Source organism: Alistipes timonensis JC136 (genome assembly GCF_900107675.1).
Classification (GTDB): Bacteria; Bacteroidota; Bacteroidia; order Bacteroidales; family Rikenellaceae; genus Alistipes; species Alistipes timonensis.
Map to the genome: position 1 here is coordinate 27256 of NZ_FNRI01000013.1, position 19311 is coordinate 46566.

General features: G+C 61.0%; 17 protein-coding genes. 9 read left to right on the forward strand and 8 right to left on the reverse strand.

Translation table 11 applies throughout. The features are described from left to right. Nucleotides 1-90: 90 nt before the first annotated feature. Together BLU78_RS13500 and BLU78_RS13505 are read right to left on the reverse strand one after the other, a co-directional pair. The gene (locus BLU78_RS13500) at nt 91-501 is read right to left on the reverse strand and encodes a secondary thiamine-phosphate synthase enzyme YjbQ (protein WP_010264529.1); all 411 of its coding nucleotides are present in this window, start codon (nt 499-501) and stop codon (nt 91-93) included. Further along, nucleotides 498-935, reverse strand: coding sequence for a DoxX family protein (locus BLU78_RS13505; protein ID WP_010264526.1), 438 nt, complete (start codon nt 933-935; stop codon nt 498-500). The genes BLU78_RS13500 and BLU78_RS13505 overlap by 4 nt, the downstream gene beginning before the upstream one ends. 168 nt (nt 936-1103) lie before the next feature. Here BLU78_RS13505 and BLU78_RS13510 point away from each other — a divergent pair, with 168 nt between their 5' ends. Then, a complete protein-coding gene (locus BLU78_RS13510) occupies nt 1104-1826 on the forward strand; it encodes an SDR family NAD(P)-dependent oxidoreductase (protein ID WP_010264524.1) in 723 nt (240 codons plus the stop codon). A gap of 15 nt (nt 1827-1841) precedes the next feature. Here BLU78_RS13510 and BLU78_RS13515 read toward each other — a convergent pair whose 3' ends face one another. Next, the gene (locus BLU78_RS13515) at nt 1842-2882 is read right to left on the reverse strand and encodes a nucleoid-associated protein (protein WP_010264522.1); all 1041 of its coding nucleotides are present in this window, start codon (nt 2880-2882) and stop codon (nt 1842-1844) included. 154 nt (nt 2883-3036) lie between these two features. Here BLU78_RS13515 and BLU78_RS13520 point away from each other — a divergent pair, with 154 nt between their 5' ends. Both BLU78_RS13520 and BLU78_RS13525 read left to right on the forward strand, forming a co-directional pair. Beyond that, nucleotides 3037-4899, forward strand: a complete 1863-nt coding sequence (locus BLU78_RS13520) for a glycoside hydrolase family 2 protein (RefSeq protein WP_010264519.1) — start codon at nt 3037-3039, stop codon at nt 4897-4899. Between the two features lie 42 nt (nt 4900-4941). Then, on the forward strand, nt 4942-6072 hold the full coding sequence (locus BLU78_RS13525) for an aldose epimerase family protein (protein ID WP_026020781.1): 1131 nt from the start codon (nt 4942-4944) through the stop codon (nt 6070-6072). 103 nt (nt 6073-6175) lie between these two features. On the opposite strand, the gene mnmE is transcribed toward BLU78_RS13525, so the two are convergent. Genes mnmE through BLU78_RS13550 form a run of 5 tightly spaced genes read right to left on the reverse strand, consistent with a single transcriptional unit; the run spans nt 6176 to nt 11741 of the window. Continuing rightward, nucleotides 6176-7531 (reverse strand): tRNA uridine-5-carboxymethylaminomethyl(34) synthesis GTPase MnmE, encoded by a 1356-nt coding sequence (mnmE, locus tag BLU78_RS13530; protein WP_010264515.1) that lies wholly within the window; start codon nt 7529-7531, stop codon nt 6176-6178. Between the two features lies 1 nt (nt 7532). Further along, nucleotides 7533-8909 carry a lytic transglycosylase domain-containing protein gene (locus BLU78_RS13535; RefSeq protein ID WP_010264513.1) on the reverse strand — a complete coding sequence of 459 codons (1377 nt, stop codon included), beginning with the start codon at nt 8907-8909 and terminating at the stop codon, nt 7533-7535. A gap of 3 nt (nt 8910-8912) precedes the next feature. Beyond that, entirely contained in the window at nt 8913-10082 is a 1170-nt protein-coding gene (locus BLU78_RS13540; protein WP_010264511.1) for a DUF5683 domain-containing protein, read from the reverse strand. An 8-nt stretch (nt 10083-10090) separates the two neighbouring features. Next, complete coding sequence (locus tag BLU78_RS13545; RefSeq protein ID WP_010264508.1) at nt 10091-10960, reverse strand: ParB/RepB/Spo0J family partition protein; 870 nt, start codon at nt 10958-10960, stop codon at nt 10091-10093. Nucleotides 10961-10970: 10 nt separating this feature from the next. Beyond that, nucleotides 10971-11741, reverse strand: a complete 771-nt coding sequence (locus BLU78_RS13550) for a ParA family protein (RefSeq protein ID WP_010264505.1) — start codon at nt 11739-11741, stop codon at nt 10971-10973. Between the two features lie 114 nt (nt 11742-11855). Here BLU78_RS13550 and BLU78_RS13555 point away from each other — a divergent pair, with 114 nt between their 5' ends. The 6 genes from BLU78_RS13555 to BLU78_RS13580 all read left to right on the forward strand — a co-directional run bounded on the left by BLU78_RS13555 (nt 11856) and on the right by BLU78_RS13580 (nt 19295). After that, a complete protein-coding gene (locus BLU78_RS13555) occupies nt 11856-12749 on the forward strand; it encodes a CPBP family intramembrane glutamic endopeptidase (RefSeq protein ID WP_020692873.1) in 894 nt (297 codons plus the stop codon). 59 nt (nt 12750-12808) lie between these two features. Further along, on the forward strand, nt 12809-13696 hold the full coding sequence (locus tag BLU78_RS13560; RefSeq protein ID WP_010264499.1) for a hypothetical protein: 888 nt from the start codon (nt 12809-12811) through the stop codon (nt 13694-13696). 25 nt (nt 13697-13721) lie between these two features. Further along, nucleotides 13722-15128 carry a peptidylprolyl isomerase gene (locus tag BLU78_RS13565; RefSeq protein ID WP_010264496.1) on the forward strand — a complete coding sequence of 469 codons (1407 nt, stop codon included), beginning with the start codon at nt 13722-13724 and terminating at the stop codon, nt 15126-15128. Nucleotides 15129-15131: 3 nt separating this feature from the next. After that, the gene (locus tag BLU78_RS13570; protein WP_026020780.1) at nt 15132-17561 is read left to right on the forward strand and encodes an OstA-like protein; all 2430 of its coding nucleotides are present in this window, start codon (nt 15132-15134) and stop codon (nt 17559-17561) included. 89 nt (nt 17562-17650) lie between these two features. Beyond that, nucleotides 17651-18808, forward strand: coding sequence for an MFS transporter AraJ (gene araJ / locus BLU78_RS13575; protein WP_010264489.1), 1158 nt, complete (start codon nt 17651-17653; stop codon nt 18806-18808). After that, complete coding sequence (locus BLU78_RS13580; protein WP_010264486.1) at nt 18795-19295, forward strand: NUDIX hydrolase; 501 nt, start codon at nt 18795-18797, stop codon at nt 19293-19295. Before araJ ends, BLU78_RS13580 begins: the two co-directional genes overlap by 14 nt. Nucleotides 19296-19311: the final 16 nt, after the last annotated feature.

Here is a 19311-nt window from a genome sequence, read left to right on the forward strand (position 1 = left end):
CCCTCCGGACAAAGATAACGATTTTTTCGGTTGTTGCGTCTCTCCGGTCCGGGGTGCGAAATTCACGCCGTATTCCGGGGCATCCGGCGGCTATCCGATGACGGTCGCCACGATCCGGCGTCCCGAAGCCCGGTTGCGGAATTCGCAGAGGTAGATGCCCTGCCAGATGCCCAGTCCGAGGCGTCCGCCGACGATCGGAAGGGTGAGGCTGACGCCCGTGAGGGTCGATTTGGCGTGCGCCGGCATGTCGTCGTCGCCTTCGAGCGTGTGGGCGTAGTAGCTTTCGCGCTCGCGGACCAGCCGGTCGAAGATCGCCGCGAGGTCCTGCTGCACGTCGGGGTCGGCGTTCTCGTTGACCGAAAGTCCCGCCGAGGTGTGCTGGATAAAGAGGTGCAGAAGCCCCGCCTCGGGCAGCGGCGGCAGGTTGCGCACCACCTCGTCGGTGATGAGGTGGAACCCCCGGCTGCGCGGACGGAGCGTGAACTGCGTTTGTCGCGTCATCGTTTCGGCCGGAGTTTGCAGGCGATCAGGCTGTCGGCGGCGTAGCGGCCCGGTCCGGCGATCCAGAGCAGGACGAAAGCCGCGAGGTAGAGCATCGCCAGTTCGCGGACGGCGAACGGGTCGCCGCTGTGGACCGAGAAAAATGCGATGCACATGGTGAAGATCATCGGCAGCAGCGCCAGCCGGTAGAGCGTTCCGGTGATGAAGCCCAGCGGGCAGACGACCTCGCCGAAGATCGCCAGCGCGAGCGATGCCGGGCTGCCGACGCCCAGCGGGTCGGGGAACGTGGCGGAGAGGGTTTCGAAATTCTGCCATTTGGCGATGCCGTGGGTCATCAGCAGCGTGCCGAAGACGATGCGGGCCGCCAGCAGCAGCCACGAAGCCCCGGCGCCGGAGGGCGCAGCGGGGAAGAGAAACCGGAGGATTGCGTTCATGGTCGTTTTCCGTTCTTAATGGATACCGCAAATTTAATACCTTCGTTTGGTTCTTCAAAATTTGCCCCGGGTTCCGGTTTGTGTGGTCTTTGGCGCTGTTACGGCACCTTTGTCAGTTATGCCAATCCGGTTTTGGGGCCGTTCGACCTTTTTTCTATCTTTGTATCTATGAAAAAACGAGCGATTGTCATAGGGGCCACCTCCGGTATCGGCCGTGCCGTGGCCGAACGCCTCGCCGCCGCCGGATACCGGGTCGGCGTGACCGGACGGCGCGGGACGCTGCTGGACGAACTGGCCGCCGCGAATCCCGGCGCCTTTTGCCGCGCTGTGGCCGACGTCACCGATCCGGCGGCCTCGTGCGCCGCATTGGACGCCCTCGCCGGGGAGCTGGGCGGTGTGGATTTATGCGTGGTGAGCGCCGGGGCGGGGGAGCTGAATCCCGGGCTGGACTATGCGCTGGAAGAGCGGGCCATCCGCACCAATGTCGTGGGCTGGACGGCTGCGGTCGATTGGGCCTACCGTCTTTTCGAGCGGCAGGGCGGCGGACACCTGGTCGTAATCACCTCGGTCGGCGGACTGCGCGGCGGGGGCGGAGCCCCGGCCTACAACGCTTCGAAAGCCTATCAGATGAATTATGCCGAGGGGCTTCGGCAGAAGGCGGCCAAGTCCCGGCTGCCGATCTTCGTGACCGACATCCGTCCGGGATTCACGGCGACGGAGATGGCCAAGGGCGAAGGGTTGTTCTGGGTGATGCACGTCGATAAGGTGGCGGATCAGTTGTTGCGGGCCGTGCGGCGGCGGCGCCCCGTGGCGGTTGTCACGCGCCGCTGGCGGATCGTCGCATGGCTGCTCCGGCACATGCCCGGTCGGATTTACCGCAAAATGGGATAGCGATGCCGCCCGGGGCTACTGCTCCTCCTCGTAGTAGACTTTGTAGAACTTGCCTTTCTCGTCCTCGCCCTGCTCCAGCAGGCTGCGGTTGCCGTGGACGTAGATGTGGAAATTGCGGTCGAGTTTGATGACGCTCTTGTACGACCGCGCCTGCTTCTTAACCGCCGAATCCGAAATGCCGAACTCGTCCTCGATGCGGATGTCGCGGTCCTGTTCGTACTCCTGTTTGAAACGCGCGAAACTCTCGGCGACCTCCGGCTGGCGGATCACCTTCTCCGAGAACTCGTCGAGCGAAAAGTTGTCCTGCTCCTGGAAATAGTGGATCGTGTCGTTGAGCATCTCCGCCTGGTCGGCCTTCGAAACGTCGAACTCCTTCGAAAGATGCTTCGTGACGTACTTCTTGCACATCGCCAGGGCGTTGTGCGTGTTGTGGTAGTCGTCCTGACGCTGGCGCACGCGCAGGAAATCGTCGATCCAGTAGCGGGCCTCGGTGCGGTTGGTGTTGTCGACGATATGGACCGCAAAACCCGCTTCGCGCTCCACGTTGAAGATAACGGCCCCTTTGTCCAGCCGTTTGATGTCGATGCCCTCGCGGGCCGCGATGCGGACCCCTTCGGCCTCGTGGCCGACGTCGAGGAACGTGTCGCGCGTCTCGGATTTGAAAAGCCCCAGCGCATCGACCGGCTCGCCGCCGAAACGGCAGTCGGAGAAATAGACCGCGTAGAACTCCCCGCTTTTGATCTGCGGGTGCATGCCGCTTTCGTAGAGGTGTTTCGCAAGGCTTACCGAATGTTCGTAGAACGATTCCGGGTCGTCGAAGACCCGCCCCGCGAAGTTCCAGACCTCGTTGCACGTGAGGTCGGTCTCGTGGTAGAGGTTGTAGCACTCTTCGGATTTGAACCCGCCGAGGAAATAGGCTGTCAGCGTGCGCATGAGCCCCTCGTCGGCCACCTGCGGGGAGACATCGGGCGAGACCATGAGCGGTTCGTCCTTCGACTTGTTGCCGACGACATGCACGGCGAGCGTTTCGATACGGGTATCTTCGGAGTAGAGCATTTTTCAGATTTTTTGCGCCACAAAGATGCGCATTTTTCCCCGATTAGGCAAAACGTTCTATCAGTTGGGCAGATAATGCTATTTTTTGACTGGATAGCGATGGTTGTAATACGATAAACTGTTTAATTTTACAACCGGAATAAAAGAAACGGATATGAAAATAACGAAATTTTTGACCGCGGCGCTGTTTTTCGCCGGAACGGTATTTCAGGCCAATGCTTCGGATATCCCCCGCGGGGAGTATCCCCGGCCGCAGTTCGAACGGTCGGCGTGGATGAACCTCAACGGGGTGTGGGACTATACGTTCGACTTCTCCGCCTCGGGGTTGGAGCGGGGATTGGAAAAGGCGACCTCCTTCGAGGGCCGGATCACGGTGCCGTTCTGTCCCGAGAGCTCCCTTTCGGGGGTCGGGTACACCGATTTCATCAACTGCATCTGGTATCACCGCGAGGTGGCGGTTCCCGAAGCGTGGAGCGGAAAGGACATTCTGCTGAATTTCGGGGCTGTTTACTACAATGCGGAGGTCTATGTCGACGGGGTTTTCGCCGCCCGCCATATCGGGGGAAGTTCGTCATTCAGCGTCGACCTGACACGGCTGGTCACGCCCGGAAAGAGCCATCACCTGGTCGTGAGGGCCACGAGCGACGTGCGTTCGACGACGCAGGGCGCCGGCAAGCAGAACTTGCAATACGCCTCCTACAGTTGCAACTACACCCGCACCACGGGCATCTGGCAGACGGTGTGGATGGAGGCCGTGGACCCTGCGGGGCTGCTCTCGGCGCACGTGGTGACGGACATCGACCAGGGACAGTTGGTCATCACGCCCCGGTTCCGGTCGGAGAGCGGCAACACGTTGCAGATCACGGTAAAGGACGGTGGTAAGACCGTGGCTTCCGCGGCGGTGAGGGCCGCGAACAGTTCGGTCGCCGTGCTTTCGGTCAAACGGCCGAAGCTCTGGTCGCCGGAGTCGCCGTTTCTCTACGACATCAACTACCGGCTCGTGAATGCGAAAGGGGAGGTGCTCGACGAGGTGAACTCCTATGCGGGCATGCGCAAGGTCCACATCGAGGGGAACAAGATCTACCTGAACAACGAACCCTATTATCAGCGGTTGGTGCTCGATCAGGGATTCTATCCCGACGGCATCTGGACGGCCCCGTCCGACGCGGCGCTGAAGCGCGACATCGAACTTTCGATGGCCGCCGGGTTCAACGGCGCGCGCCTCCATCAAAAGGCTTTCGAGGAGCGTTTCCACTATTGGGCCGACCGCCTGGGTTACATCACCTGGGGCGAGGCTCCCAGCTGGGGCATGGATGCCAACGGCATCGAGGCGGCCCGCAATTTCCTGACCGAATGGTCGGAACTGGTGCTCCGCGACCGGAACCACCCCTCGCTGCTGATCTGGACGCCGATGAACGAGGAGTGGTGGCCCGACCGGGTGCAGTATCCCCGTTTTACGGCGGACCTCTACGACCTGACCAAGGCGCTGGACCCGACACGTCCTGTGAACGACGCCAGCGGCGGCGTCCATATCAAAACCGACATCTGGACCGTGCACAACTACGAGCAGGACCCGGCCCGGCTGAAAGAGATCATCTACAAGGACGGAGTGTTTTTCCAGACGCCGCTGCGTTCCGTCGGAGTCGTTCCGGCGAACATCGGGTTCAACGGTTTGCGCCTGAACGACCGCTACGAGTTCCCGTCGTATGACGGGAAGATGCCCTACTTCATCGACGAGGTCGGCGGCATTAAGTGGGCGAAAGATCAGGAACGCGAGTCGCAGACCGAATCGTGGGGTTACGGCAAGCCGCCGAAGAGCCAGGCGGAGTTCCTGCAACGGCTCGAAGGGCAGATCAACGGCATACTGGAACTGAAAGATCAGGTCTGGGGCTATTGTTATACCCAGCTCACCGACGTGGAGCAGGAGCAGAACGGCGTCTACTATTACGACCGCACGCCGAAATTCGATATGAAACTGATCCGTGCCATTTTCAGCCGTGATCCCGGGGACAAGTGATTGTGAGATTGATTACCGAACGATAAATACTAATCTGAAAAAATGAAACGATCAATTATTTTGCTGTGTGCAGCCCTGACGGCCGCATGCGCAGGTGGACAGCAGGACGGGCAGACGCTCTCCGGACTGAAACGAAGTGATTTCCAGAGCGAGGCGGACGGGAAGAAAACCGACCTGTTTGTTCTGAAGAACGACAAGGGCATGGAGGTGTGCGTCACCAACTTCGGCGGACGCATCGTGTCGGTGATGGTTCCCGACCGTGACGGCGTCATGCGCGACGTCGTGCTCGGATTCGATAACATCGGGGATTACCGGACGATTCCGACTGACTTCGGGGCTACGATCGGCCGCTATGCCAACCGCATCGGGCAGGGGCGGATCACATTGGACGGCACCGAATACCAGTTGCCGCAGAATAACTACGGTCACTGTCTGCACGGAGGTCCCCGGGGATTCCAGTACCGGATTTTCGACGCCGTGCAGAAGAGCGACCGCGAGCTGGAGCTGACCTATGCGTCGAAGGACGGCGAAGAGGGCTTCCCGGGGAATTTCGACTGCCGGGTGACGATGACGCTGACCGACGATAACGCCATCGACATTCGCTATGCGGCCGAAACAGACAAGACTACGGTCGTGAATATGACCAATCACTCCTATTTTAACCTCGACGGGGACCCCGCGAAGAACAATTCGGAATGGCTGCTGACGGTGAACGCCGACAGCTATACGCCGGTTGATTCGACCTTCATGACCACCGGGGAGATTGCTCCGGTGGCGGATACCCCGATGGATTTCCGGGCCCCGATGCCTATCGGCGAACGCATCGGGCAGGATTTCGAACAGCTCCGGAACGGCCACGGCATCGACCACAACTGGGTGCTGAACACCCGGGGCGACATTGCCGAGACGTGCGCTTCGCTGGAGTCGCCTGCCACGGGTATCCGGCTGGATGTTTATACGACCGAGCCCGGCATTCAGGTCTACTGCGGCAATTTCCTCGACGGAAGCGTCAAGGGGAAGAAGGGCGCCGTTTACGGATTCCGGTCGGCCGTCTGCCTGGAGACTCAGAAATACCCCGACACGCCCAACAAGCCCGAATGGCCCTCGGCCGTGCTGCGTCCCGGCGAGAAGTACGAGAGCCGCTGTATCTATAAATTCTCGGTCGGCGAGTGATTGCTGTTTTGACGACGAGATGGTTGTTTGGGGAACTTCCGTTCGCGGGTTCCTTAACATCCGCATAATGAACGCGAGGATGTCTGACCGACGTCCTCGCGTTTTACTTTCCGATGCAGAATTTCGAGAAGATATTCCGGAGCACTTCGTCGGGGGCAATGGCGCCACGGGCGGTAATGGAGCCGAGGGCATGGATGACCTGGCGGATATCTTCGCTCAGCAGGTCGGCGGGAAGGGCATTGCTCAGACCGTCGGCTGCCCGGTCGAGGGCTTCGCGGGCCATCGTGAGGGCTTCGTAATGGCGGCTGTTTGAAACGACCGGGTCGCCGTGGTAGAGTGCGTCGGTATCGACTGTCCGGCGCAGGGCCTCGCACAGCCGGTCGATACCCGTGCCCTGTTTGGCCGAGATGCCGATGATGTTTTCGGGTAGCGTCAGCGATGCGGGCGCCTGGTCGGTCTTGTTCGCGACGGTCAGGAGTTTCTGGTCGGGACGGAGCGTGAAATCGGGCTCGGGGATTGCTCCCGTGAGGGTTGGGGCGTCGATCATGTGGATCACCACCTGCGCCTTCCGGATGCTCTCCATCGTGCGTTCGATGCCCATGCGTTCGAGCCGGTCGTCGGTCGAGCGGATGCCCGCCGTGTCGAGGAACCGGAAGAGAATGCCGCCGATATTGGCCCGCTCTTCGATTACGTCGCGTGTCGTGCCGGCGATTTCCGAGACCATGGCGCGCTCCTCGTTGAGCAGGCGGTTCAGCAGCGTCGATTTTCCCACGTTCGGGGCGCCGGCGATCGCTACGGCGACACCTTCTTTAATGGCGTTGCCCAGCGAAAACGAGTTGCGCAGGCGGTCGATCTCGGCCCCGATGCGCTGCATCGTCTCGCGCAGCGCCGTCCGGTCGGCAAACTCCACGTCCTCCTCCGAAAAGTCGAGCTCCAGTTCCAGCAGCGAAGTGAGGTTCAGGAGCTTGTCGCGGAGGCGTTCCAGTTCGTCGGAATACCCGCCGCGCATTTGCGTCGAGGCCAGCGCATGTGCCGCGCGCGACGAGGCGGCGATGGTGTCGGCCACGGCTTCGGCCTGCGAGAGGTCGAGCTTTCCGGCCAGGTAGGCGCGGATGGTGAACTCCCCGGGCTGGGCCATGCGTCCGCCCGCGGCAGTCAGCAGGCGGAGGATTTCGGAAACGATGTAAGACGATCCGTGACACGAGATTTCGACCGAATCTTCTCCCGTGTAGGAGTGCGGCGCACGGAACACCGTGGCCAGCACGTCGTCCACGATGCGGTCGCCGTCGATGATCTCCCCGTAGTGCACCGTGTAGCCGTCGGCTTCGGAGAGCGGCTTCCGGCCCCGGAATATCCGGTCGCAGAGGGCGAAGGCATCCCGGCCGCTCGCGCGGATGACGGCGATGGCCCCTCCTGCGGCGGTTGCGGGGGCGACGATGGTATCGTAATCGGAGATCATTTTATCTGCCTTCGATGCGGAGCTTTTGCCCGATGCGGAGCTTGTGGGCGCTTTTGAGGTTGTTCCAGCGCATGATCTGCGCCGTCGTCACGCGGTAACGGCGGGCGATGGCGCCCAGCGTGTCGCCCTTTTTGACCACGTAGACCGAACCGCTGCGCTCCTGGCGTTTCTTGTCGAGGTTGGCCGGGTTTATATACTCTTTGAGGTAAGCCGAGTCTTTGGCGTAAATCTCGGGCTCGTGGGCAATATACTGCATGACATAACGCTGCGGCAGGACCAGCGTGTAAGGCTTGGTCGTCGCCGGGATGATGTCGAGTTTGTACTGCGGGTTGAGCTGGCGCAGGGTCTCGACCGGGAGATCGATCGTCGAGGCGATCTGCCCGAAGTGCATCAGCTTGTTGACCCGGATGGTGTCCACCGAAAGGGGAATCGGCGCCTCGGTAGGCTCGATGCCGTGCTGACGATGATAGGCATAGGCGTACGACGCCCCGATGAAGGCCGGCACATAACCGCGCGTCTCGCGGGGCAGGTAGTCGTAAATCTCCCAGAAATTCTTGCCTCCCGAGCGGGCGATGGCCTTGTTGACGTTGCCCGGGCCGCAGTTGTAGGCGGCGATGGCCAGCGACCAGTCGTTGTAGATGGCGTAGAGGTCTTTCAGGTAGCGGCAGGCGGCCTGCGTGGCGCGGTAGGGATCGCGGCGCTCGTCGACCAGCGAGTTGACCTCCAATCCGTAGCTCTTTCCGGTCGTGGGCATGAACTGCCACAGTCCGACGGCGCCCATCGGCGAGGTGGCCGTGGGGGAGAGCGCCGACTCGATGATCGGCAGTGCGCGCAGCTCGACGGGCAGCCCCTCGCGGAGCAGCTCCTCCTCGATGATCGGGAAGTAGTACTGCGACATGCCGAGGATGCGGCTAATCGTGCCGTAACGTGCGTTGGTGTAGCGGTTGATATACCCTTTTACGATGCTGTTGTAGGGGAACTGGATCGGCGATGCCAGGTCCAGCAGCCGCCGGGCGTAGACCGAATCGGGGGTCGTGTCCGCTACCTCGGTGGAGTCTTCTAGGATATATTGTTTGAAAAATTCGCTGTAAGCGTCCTGGCGCTGGCGTTCGCGCCAGACGGCCAGCAGCGAGTCGGTTTGCTCGGGGGTGAATTCCAGCGTCATGTCGTTGACGGGCGGCATCTCGGCGGGTTCCGGTTCCGGCTCGGGCTCCGGTTCCGGAGCGACGGTCTTTTCGACCGCCGGGGCAGGCGTCGGAGCGGGGATTTCGGTCTCGGCCTTTTTCTTGTCGCGGCGTTTCTTGCGGGGGCTGCGGCCGAAAGCCGACGCCTCGACGGCGACGGCCAAAAGCAGCGTTATGGTCAGGAATTTCTTCATCGTCTAAAATTTGAGGCTCAGGTTGAAGCCGAACACCGGGCGGTTGCCTCCGAGGGTGGGGATGTAGGTGTAGTCGATCAGCGGCTCGATGTTCATTGAGAGGTCGTCCGACACGTCGTAGTCCTTCAAATGGGCGTCGACGTGGGCGTCGACGATCTGCAGGACGTACAATGCGCCCGAGATGATGATACAGAGGTCGCGGTTGCGCCGGTAGTTGTTCCGCAGGTTGCGGATGAATGAGGCCGAATAGCGGCCGTGGAACTCGTCCGTCGGGCCGTCGGGGTATTTGTCCGGATTGTGTTCGTAGTCGCTCAGCAGGTTGTAGGCCTTTTTGAAGCGCTGGTAACCGCGGTTGTTCCAGTCGATGCAGTAGATCATCGAGGCGAAGCCGCCCACGACGAACGGCACTTTCCAGTAACTTTTATTATAGATCTGTCCCGCTCCGGGAAAGATGCAGGCCAGCGTGGTGGCCTTTTTGACGTCCGAGACGTCGTTGGTCTTGTAGCTTACGGCGGCGTCGCCTATGAAATAGATGTACGAGGCGATCGTAATCCCGAGGTAAGCCTGCCGCCGGGTGTTGCTGCGGATCATCTGCGATTGCAGAGCGTCGAGTTCCGGGGTGCGCGAAGCGCTCACGTCGGTATAGGATTCGTACTGCCGCTTGAGCGGTTTATAGGTCTTGTTCTCGTGGATGTAGAGCCCCAGTCCGGTTCCCACCAGTCCGTAGAGGATCGGCAGTTTCCAGTATTGCTTGTTGTAAATCTGTCCGTAGCCGGGCAGTACGGTCGAGAGCCAGCACACCTTCGAGAGCGACATCGAGTCGCTCATCAGCCATCCCTTTTTGAATACGCGGGGTTTGGTCGTGGTGTCGATGCCCAGCCGGGCGACGTCGAAATGAGCCAGCGCCACCGAATCGAGGTAACGGCGGTCGTCGGTGCGCAGGGCCGCGACGGCCGCAGAGTCGGCGAGGTAATCCGCCGTAGCGACCGAGTCGAACTGCTGGATGATTTTGGCAAGCTCCAGCGAGTCGCGCCTGGGGCGGAGCGAATCCGGTTTTTCGAGCATGCCGCCCCGGACGATGGTGCGCGCCCCGCGGTGGAGCTGGGCGCCGGCGGGCAGCCACAGCACGAGGGTTGCGGCGAGCAGCAGCAGTCTGGTCCGGATGCGTGTCATATCGGATTTCAGGAGCGTTTGGCGAAACGTTCGATGAACCGCTCGATGTCCTTGTCGTCGTCGAAGCCGATGACGATTTTGCCGCCGCCGTTCTTGGCGCGCTTAATCGAAATCTCCTGCGAGAAGAATTTCTCCAGCTGCTCGACCAGCCGCAGGTAGCTGTCGGGATACTCCTCGTCCTCGATCGGCTGTGCCGCGGCGGCCGGAGCCTCCGCGAGCGAGCGGGCCAGTTCTTCGGCCTGACGCACCGAGAGCCCTTTTTTGATGCATTTCTTCAGTACGCGCAGCTGTTGGTCGGCGGGCGTCCCGGCGATGGCCTTGGCGTGTCCCATCGAGATCAGCCCCTCTTTGAGGGCGAGCTGTACCTCGTCGGGGAGTTTCAGCAGGCGCAGGTAATTCGACACCGACGAACGCTTCTTGCCCACCTTTTCCGAGAGGGCGTCCTGCGTGAGGTTGCACTCATCGATCAGGCGTTGCATGCCCAGCGCGATCTCGATGGCGTTGAGGTCCTGACGCTGGATGTTCTCCACGAGGGCCATGGCGTGCAGGTTCTCGTCGTCCACCTCGCGGATGTAGGCCGGGAGGGTCTTCAGGTCGGCGCGCTGTGCGGCCCGCCAGCGGCGTTCGCCGCTGATGATGATGTACTTGCCGTCGTCGGCCTTCTTCACCGTCACGGGCTGGATGACGCCCAGCTGGCGGATCGAGTCGGCCAGTTCGTCGAGGGCCTCCTCGTCGAACTGCGTGCGCGGCTGTGTGGGGTTGGGTATGATGTCGGCGATTTCGATTTCAGCCATCCGGCTCATCGGTTTGAGCTTCGCATCGACCGGATCACTGCCGAAAATGGCATCGAGGCCGCGTCCTAATCCTTTCTGTTTCATGTCGGTATCGCTATTTGCTGCGTTTGCGGTTGCGTTTCAGGAACTCCCGGGCCAGGGTCAGGTAGTTTTCCGAACCCACGGCCCCGGCGTCGTAAAGCATGACGGGTTTTCCATGTGAGGGCGCTTCTCCCAAACGGATGTTGCGCTGGATTATTGTGTCGTAGGCCAACTCGCCGAAATGCTCGCGCACCTCGGTCACCACCTGGTTGTTCAGGCGGTTGCGCATGTACATCGTCAGCAGGAAGCCCTCGATGTCGAGGTCGGGGTTCAGCCCGCTTTTGACTTTGCGGATGGTGTTCAGCAGTTTCGAGAGTCCCTCCAGCGCGAGGTATTCGCACTGCACGGGGATCAGCACCGTGTCGGCCGCCGTGAGGATGTTGACCGTGGTGTAGCCCAGCGAGGGCGAGCAGTCGATGAAAATGTAGTCGAACTTCCCGCGCACCGAGTCGACGATGCGTTTCATCACGTGGTGGGCGTTCTCCATCTTGGGCAGTTCGGTGTCGGCGGCCACCAGGTCGATCGACGAGGGCAGCACCCAGAGGTTTTTCACATCGGGACTCCGGAGGATCACCTCTTCGGCCTGTTTCTGTCCGGCGATGCACTCGTAAATACCTTCGAGGTTGATGTCGAAGCCCAGTCCCGAGGTGGCGTTCGCCTGCGGATCGGCGTCGAGCAGCAACACCTTCTTGCCCAGCAGGGCCAATGAAGCCGCCAGGTTGATGGCCGTCGTGGTCTTTCCCACGCCGCCTTTCTGGTTGGCCAATGCGATTACCTTTGCCATAGATGAATTCGGTTTATAAGCAGGCAAATTTAATGAATTTAAATGGAAATCCATAACCGTACCGGAAAAATGCTTACCTTTGGTGTCGGAACGAATTGATAGTTACACGATACTATGGAAGAAAAAAAAACGACGGTTCCGGCTGCGGAGCGCGAAGCGGCTGCGGAGGCGCAGGCGGAAACCGGGACTGGGGAGCTGCACGACCGCCGCAAATTCCCGACCGTAGGCGATATGCTCGCCTTGTTGGGCATCGGGCTCGGCGCGCAGATCGTCGTGGGCACCGCGGCGGTGCTCTTCATGCTTTTGGCCGGACACGGATTCGATTATAAGGCGATGGAGCCCGCCGCCCTGGGCAAACTGATGGCGGCGCTCTATTTCTGCTCGATGTCTCTTGTGCTCGCCGGCATCCTCTATTACCGGCGCGCGCGGGGCGGCAGCGGTCCGTGGGCGCGTTTCTCGGTCCGTGGGCTCAACCCTGCGCTGTTGTTGTGGGCCTTCGTGCTGATCTTCGCCGTCGGCGTGGTGCTCGAACCCCTCCTGAACCTGCTGCCCGAGCTGTCGCTCAATGTGGGACGCGGATTCTGGACCATCCTTTCGCTGGTCGTCTTCGCCCCGGTGTTCGAGGAGCTGATCTGCCGCGGCGTGGTGCTGAGTTCGCTGCGTGCACGTTACGGCGTGGTCACGGCCTGGCTCGTGTCGTCGCTTTTCTTCGGGGTGCTCCACGGGCAGCCCGCGCAGGTCATCGGCGCTTCGGTTATCGGGCTGATACTCGGCTACGTCTACCTGGCGACCGATTCGATGTGGTCGGTGATGATCCTCCACGCCCTGAACAACGCCGTGGCCTATCTGGCGATGGTCACCGGGCACGGCAACGCCCTGCTGATCGAACTGGTGGAGAGCCGCACGCTCTACGTCCTGATCTATATCGCGGCGCTGGCGCTCACGGCCGTCTCGGGTTACATGATGCTGCGTACGCTGCGGCGGATGAAAAATCCGTCCGCGGCGTAATAATCCGGCCGTTCGCTGCGTTACTTACAAGTAAAAAACGTATCTTTGCCCTTCGGAATATGAATTTGCGAGCGAAAATAACGGTCGCGGCGGGTGTGCTGCTGCTGGCGGGTTGCCGGGAGCTGCCCCGTTATTTCGCGAGCGGTACGACCATTGCGCGCGCCGGCGGCAAGGAGTTGAAAATGGGCGATGTCCGCTCGGTGGTTCCGCAGGGGCTCACGGGCGACGACAGCGCGGCCTTCATGCGGGTTTACGTCGACCGCTGGGTGGTCAAACAGCTCAAACTGCAGGAGGCGGGGACGCTCTTCTCCTCCTCGGCGGCCGATATCGACAAAATGGTCGAGGAGTACCGGCAGGCGTTGCTGATCCGCAAACTGGACCAGCATTACGTCGACCGCTCGATCGACACGGTGTTCACCGCCGACGAGATCGCGGCCTACTACAACGCCCATAAGGCCGACTTCAAACTCGACCGGACGATCGTCAAAGGCCGCATCGTCCGTTTCGCCGAGGGGTACCGCCAGGCCGCGAAACTCAAAACGCTGATGGCTTCCAAAACGGAGGCCCAGCAGCAGGATTTCCGCGACATCTGCGAGAAAAACGGATTTACGGTCAGCGACTTCCGCGACCAGTGGGTCGATTTTACGGATTTCCTGAACTACCTGCCGACGCCGCGGTCGCAGTCCTATGACCCGCTGCTGGCCTCGACGGCCGTGCAGGAGATGCGCGACAGCCATTCGCACTATTACTTCCAGATCGAGGACGTGCGGCGCGAGGGCGAGCCGATTCCGCCCGAACGGCTGCGGGGGACCATCCGCCGCATCCTGTTCAACCAGCGGCAGGGCGAGATCATCCGCCGGCACGAGGAGGAGCTTTGCGCCCGGGCTGCGGAGAACGGCGAAGTGAAAATCTTCGACGACGGGAACGGGAAAAAAGAAGACAATTGAATAAAAAACGATAAACGAAACCGAGATGTTGAAAAAAGGTATATTGGCCGCGGCGCTCGCCCTGCTGTTCGCAGGGGCCCTTGCGCAGAAACGACAGGTGATGCTCGACAAGGTGGTGGCCGTGGTGGGCGGTTCGTCGATCCTCTACTCCGAGGTGGATGAATATGCGCGCCAGCTCACCGAACAGCGCCGGCAGGAGGGCTATACGTCCGACCGCGATCCGATGAACGAGGCGCTCGAGGCGCTGATGACCCAGAAATTGCTCTACAATCAGGCGCAGATCGACTCCGTGAAGATCAACGACGGCGACATCATGTCCCGCGTCGAGGAGCAGGTGCAGCAGATGGTCGACATGGAGGGCTCGATTCCTGCGCTGGAGGCCAAGCACCACATGCCGATCTTCAACATCCGCGAGATCATGCGCCAGCGCTACGAGGAGCAGTCCTATGCCAACTCCATGCAGAGCGAAGTGGTGGGCAAGGTTTCGGTGATCCCGGGCGAGGTCGAGCGGTTCTACAAGTCGATTTCGAAGGACAGCCTGCCGACCATCGCCGACCAGTACGTCTATGCGCAGATCACCAAGTTCCCCAAGTCGATGACCGCCGCCAAGCAGCGCACCCGTGAGCGTCTGCTGGATATGCGCGAGCGTGTCATCACCGGCTCGGCGAAGTTCGAGAACCTCGCCCGCATGTACTCGCAGGACCCGGGTACGATGATGCGCGGCGGTGAGATGGACCCCTCGCCGCTGGCCAGTCTCGACCCGTCGTTCGCCGCGGCGCTCGAGAACATGAAGCCCGGACAGATCTCCGAGGTCGTCGAGTCGCAGTTCGGATTCCACATCATCCAGTTGTTGGACAAGCGCGGCCAGTTGTACCATTTCCGCCACATCCTGCTGCGCCCGGTCTATACGACCGAGGAGTTGGGCGAGTCGCTCAACCTGCTGGACAGCATCGCCAACCTGATCCACAAGGATTCGCTCTCCTTTGAGAAAGCGGCCCTGCAATACTCCGACGACGCGCAGTCGAAGATGAACGGCGGCATCGTTTCGAACCACGACATTCTGGAGCGTTTCAACGCTTTCGACGCCAAACTGACCGTCACGAAGTTCCTCAAAGAGGATTTCGGCCGCTTCAAAAGCCTCGACGACTACAACGCCCTCAACCGGCTGAAACCCGGAGAGGTGTCGGACGCCTACCTCACGGAGGACATGCTCGGCAACCAGATGGCCAAGATCGTCAAACTCGTGGAGATCATCCCCACGCATACGGCCTCGCTCAACGAGGACTACCTGCGGCTGGAGGAGATGGCCCTGCAGGACAAGCAGGAGCGCGTCTTCCGGGAGTGGCTGTCGAAGAAGATCGACGGCATGTACGTCTTCATCGATCCCGAGTTCCGCGACGGGGAGTTCGAGAACAAACACTGGGTGAAATAGGCCGTGCGCAGGCTCGTGTCCATAGCCGCTGTGGCGCTGGCTGCCGCCGGCGTGCTTTCGGCGCGCAGCGGCATGCAGGCCCCTGCGGAGCCGGAGGGCGAGAAGAAGCTCATCGACCTCAAATCGGACCTGATGGGCCCCATCGCCCCGGGCGATTCGGTGGTCTTCCTGGTGGGCAATTTCGCCGCCCAGCACAACGGCGCCGTCATCACCTGCGACTCGGCCGTCCGTTATTCGGACATGCGCATCGAGTTCTTCGGCAACGTGCTCATCAACAAGAATACGACCTACATTTACGGCGACCGGGCCGAGTACGACGGCAATGTGAACGAGGCGCGGGTCTATTCCGACATCATTAAGGTCGTGGACGGCGATGCGACGCTCTACACCTATAAATTCCTCTTCAACACCAAGAGCAACGTCGGTGAGTTCGACAACGGCGGCGTAATGCTGAACCGCGAGAACCTGCTCGAATCGGTCCGCGGATTCTATTACGCCGATACGAAGGAACTGATCGCCGTCGACCGTGTGGAGATGCGCAACGACGAGTATGAACTCAAAGGCGATTCGGTGGTCTACAACATGGCCACTGACAATGCCTTCTTCTTCGAGCACACCAATATCTGGAACAAGGACGGCGACTATCTTTATGCCGACCGGGGCTCGTACGACAAGCTCGATACGCTCTATATCGTTACGCGCAACGGCTATATTCTGACCGAGAAGCAGGAGATGTGGAGCGACAGCCTCGATTTCTACCGCGCCAAGGACCACGTGATTCTGCGGCATGACCTTCAGTTGGACGATACCGAACACAAGGTGCTGGCTTTCGGCGACTACGGCGAATACTGGAAGGAGCCGGGCAACGCGATCCTGACGCGGCGGCCTGCCGTGGTGAGCTACGACCTCTCGCAGGGCGATTCGCTCTTCATGCGCGCCGACTCGATGTTTCTCTTTACGATCAACGAAAATGCCCTGCGCCGGGCTGCCGAGGCGGCGAAAGCCGACTCACTGGCGCTTCTGTCCCCCGATTCCACGGGCGGACGGCCTGTTCACGGGGTCGATTCCCTGTCGGTCAGCCGGTCCGTGACGGACTCGCCCGGACACACGGAGCCCCTCTCCGGGGCCGATTCCGTGGAGCGGTCCCGAATGCTCGACTCGCTGAGCCGTCCCGAGCTTCCCGATTCGCTGCGGGGGACCGACTCGCTGGCTGTTCCGGCGATCAATCCCCTCGACACGCTGGTCGGCGACGCCCGGAAAGCCTATCTGAAAGAGCAGGAAATCAAAGCCAAAGCCGCCCTGAAGGCTGCCGAGGCCAAAGCCAAAAAGGAGAAACTCGAACAGATAGCCGCCAAGCGGCAGGAGAAGGCCACGGCCAAACTGCTGGCCCAGAAGGAGCGCGAGGAGAAGCGCCTCGCGGCCCGCAAGCTTAAAGCCGAGTCGAAACTCCGCGCCCGTCAGGCCCGTGCGGCGCGCAAAGGCAAGGTGATGCCGATCGACTCTACGGCGCTGCACGAGATCGACTCGCTGATCGACCGCAATGCTATGGAGATGGATTCGCTGCTGATGCAGACGGCTGATTCGCTGGCCGCCGACTCGCTTGCGATGACGATTCCCGCCGATTCGATCGATTCGCTGGCCATGCCGGCCGATTCGGTCTACCGTCTGCTGAAAGGCTTCCGCGACGTGCGCATTTACCGTTCGGACTTCCAGGCGGTCTGCGACTCGATCACGGCCATCAGCACCGACTCGACAATCCACATGTACATCGATCCCGTGCTGTGGAACCAGTCCAACCAGATCACCTCCGACGTGATGGATATTTTCACCGAGAACCAGCAGATCACGCGCGCCGAGTTCGTCGGCAGCCCCATGATGGTCTCCGAACTGGATACGCTCCATTACAACCAGGTGGCCGGCAAGCAGATGACGGCTTATTTCCGCGACAATGCCATTTACCGCAACGATGTCAACGGCAATGCCCAGACGATCTACTACATGCAGGACGGTGAACCGCCCCAGATCACGGGTGTCGGCGTCATCGAGAGCGGCGACTGCTCGTTCTACATCGAGGACAAGCAGGTCATCACGATTGTCTACCGCAAGGACCCCGACTGGAACATCTATCCGATGGACAAGATTCCGCCCGATCAGGAGCTTTTCCTCAAGGGCTTCAAGTGGGAGGGAGCGCGGCGCCCGACGCAGGCCGACGTTTTCGACCGCAGGATACGTCCGTCGCAGCGCGAGGCCAGGTCGCTGTTGCCCCATCCGGATTTTCCGTTGCTGAAGAACCTCGAAGAGCGCAAGAAAAAGCTGATCGAGGAACGCCGCTGGGCCGACCGTAACGAGCTGGTCGATGCCGCCACCGTGGAGTGGATGCGGGTGCTGGGCTTCGAGGTGGGACAACCGCGGGAGTCGGGGCCCAAGCTTTGAAAAATTGAAAAAAGGTGAAAAGTCGCAAAAACTTTTCACCTTTTTTGTGCTATTTTTGCAACCGGTTAGTTGTTAATGCATATCTTCCGATGAAAAAAAGTCTGATTGCCCTGGCATTCGGGACGCTTGCGCTCGGCATGGCGGAGTTCGTGATGATGGGCATTCTGCCCGACATCGCCCGCAGCCTCGGCGTCTCGATCCCCGAGGCGGGACACCTGATCTCCGCCTATGCGTTGGGCGTCTGCTTCGGGGCGCCCCTCACGGTGCTGGTAGCCCGCACGCGGCCGCTCAAGCATATCCTGCTGGTCCTCACAGGCCTGATTATCCTCGGAAACGCCTGCGCGGCGCTTGCACCGAATTACTGGACCCTGCTGGTCATGCGTTTTGTCTCGGGACTTCCCCACGGAGCTTTCTTCGGCGTGGGATCGATCGTCGCCGAGCGTGTCGCCGACAAGGGCAAGCGCGCCGAGGCCGTGTCGATCATGGTCGTGGGTATGACTGTCGCCAACCTCTTCGGCGTGCCGCTGGGAACTTATATCAGCGGCGCCGTGACATGGCGTGCCACGTTCGGCATCGTCGCCGTATGGGGCGCCGTGGCCATGCTGCTCGTGAAATTATGGGTTCCGGCCCTGCCTGCGCTGCCCGACACGGGATTGAAAGGGCAGTTCCGGTTCCTGAAAAGCGCTGCTCCGTGGCTGGTGCTGGTGTCGGTGATGCTCGGCAACGGGGGCATCTTCTGCTGGTACAGTTATGTCAGTCCGCTGATGATTCACACTTCCGGATTCCGGCCCGACGACCTGACGCTCATCATCATGCTTGCCGGCTTCGGTATGTTCGCGGGCAACATCGTCGGCGGCCACTTTGCAGACCGCTTTACACCCGAGAAGGTTGTGCGCTTCACGCTCGGCACGGCCTGTCTGGCACTCGTCGGCATCTTCTTCGGGGCGCATGTCCGCTACCTCTCGCTGGCGCTGATGTGCCTCACGACGGCCTGCCTCTTTTGCGTGTCGTCACCCCAGCAATTGCTGATCCTCGAAAATTCGCGCGGCGGCGAGATGCTCGGCGCGGCCCTCGTGCAGGTGGCTTTCAACCTGGGCAATGCCCTGGGGGCCTACGTCGGCGGTCTGCCGATCGAGCATACACTCGGTTACGAATACACGGCGCTCCCCGGCGCGGCTTTCGCGCTGCTGGGCATGGCTGCCGTGATGATCTACATCCATAAATATCCCCGTCATGAACTGCGATAACAGCGAAGAGATTTTTCCCGTCGTCGATGCAGCCGGAACGGTCGTCGGCAGCGCCACGCGCGGCGAGTGCCACGGCGGGTCGATGCTGCTGCATCCGGTCGTGCACCTTCACGTCTTCAATTCGAAGGGAGAACTTTATCTGCAGAAGCGCCCTGCCTGGAAGGACATTCAGCCCGGGCGGTGGGACACGGCCGTGGGCGGGCATGTCGACTATGGCGAGACGATTGCCGAAGCCCTGCGGCGCGAGGTCCGCGAGGAGCTGGGCATCACGGAGTTCACGCCCGAGGCGGTCGCCGTCTATGAGTTCCGCTCGGAGCGCGAACGCGAACTGGTCCATGTCTACCGCGCGGTCTGCGACGGTCCGGTCCGTCCGAGCGGCGAACTCGACGGCGGACGTTTCTGGCCTGTGTCGGAGATTCGCGAAAATCTGGGCAAAGGGATTTTTACACCCAATTTCGAAGGCGAGATCGGGTTGATCCTCGGCTGATTCCGTTGTCCGAACC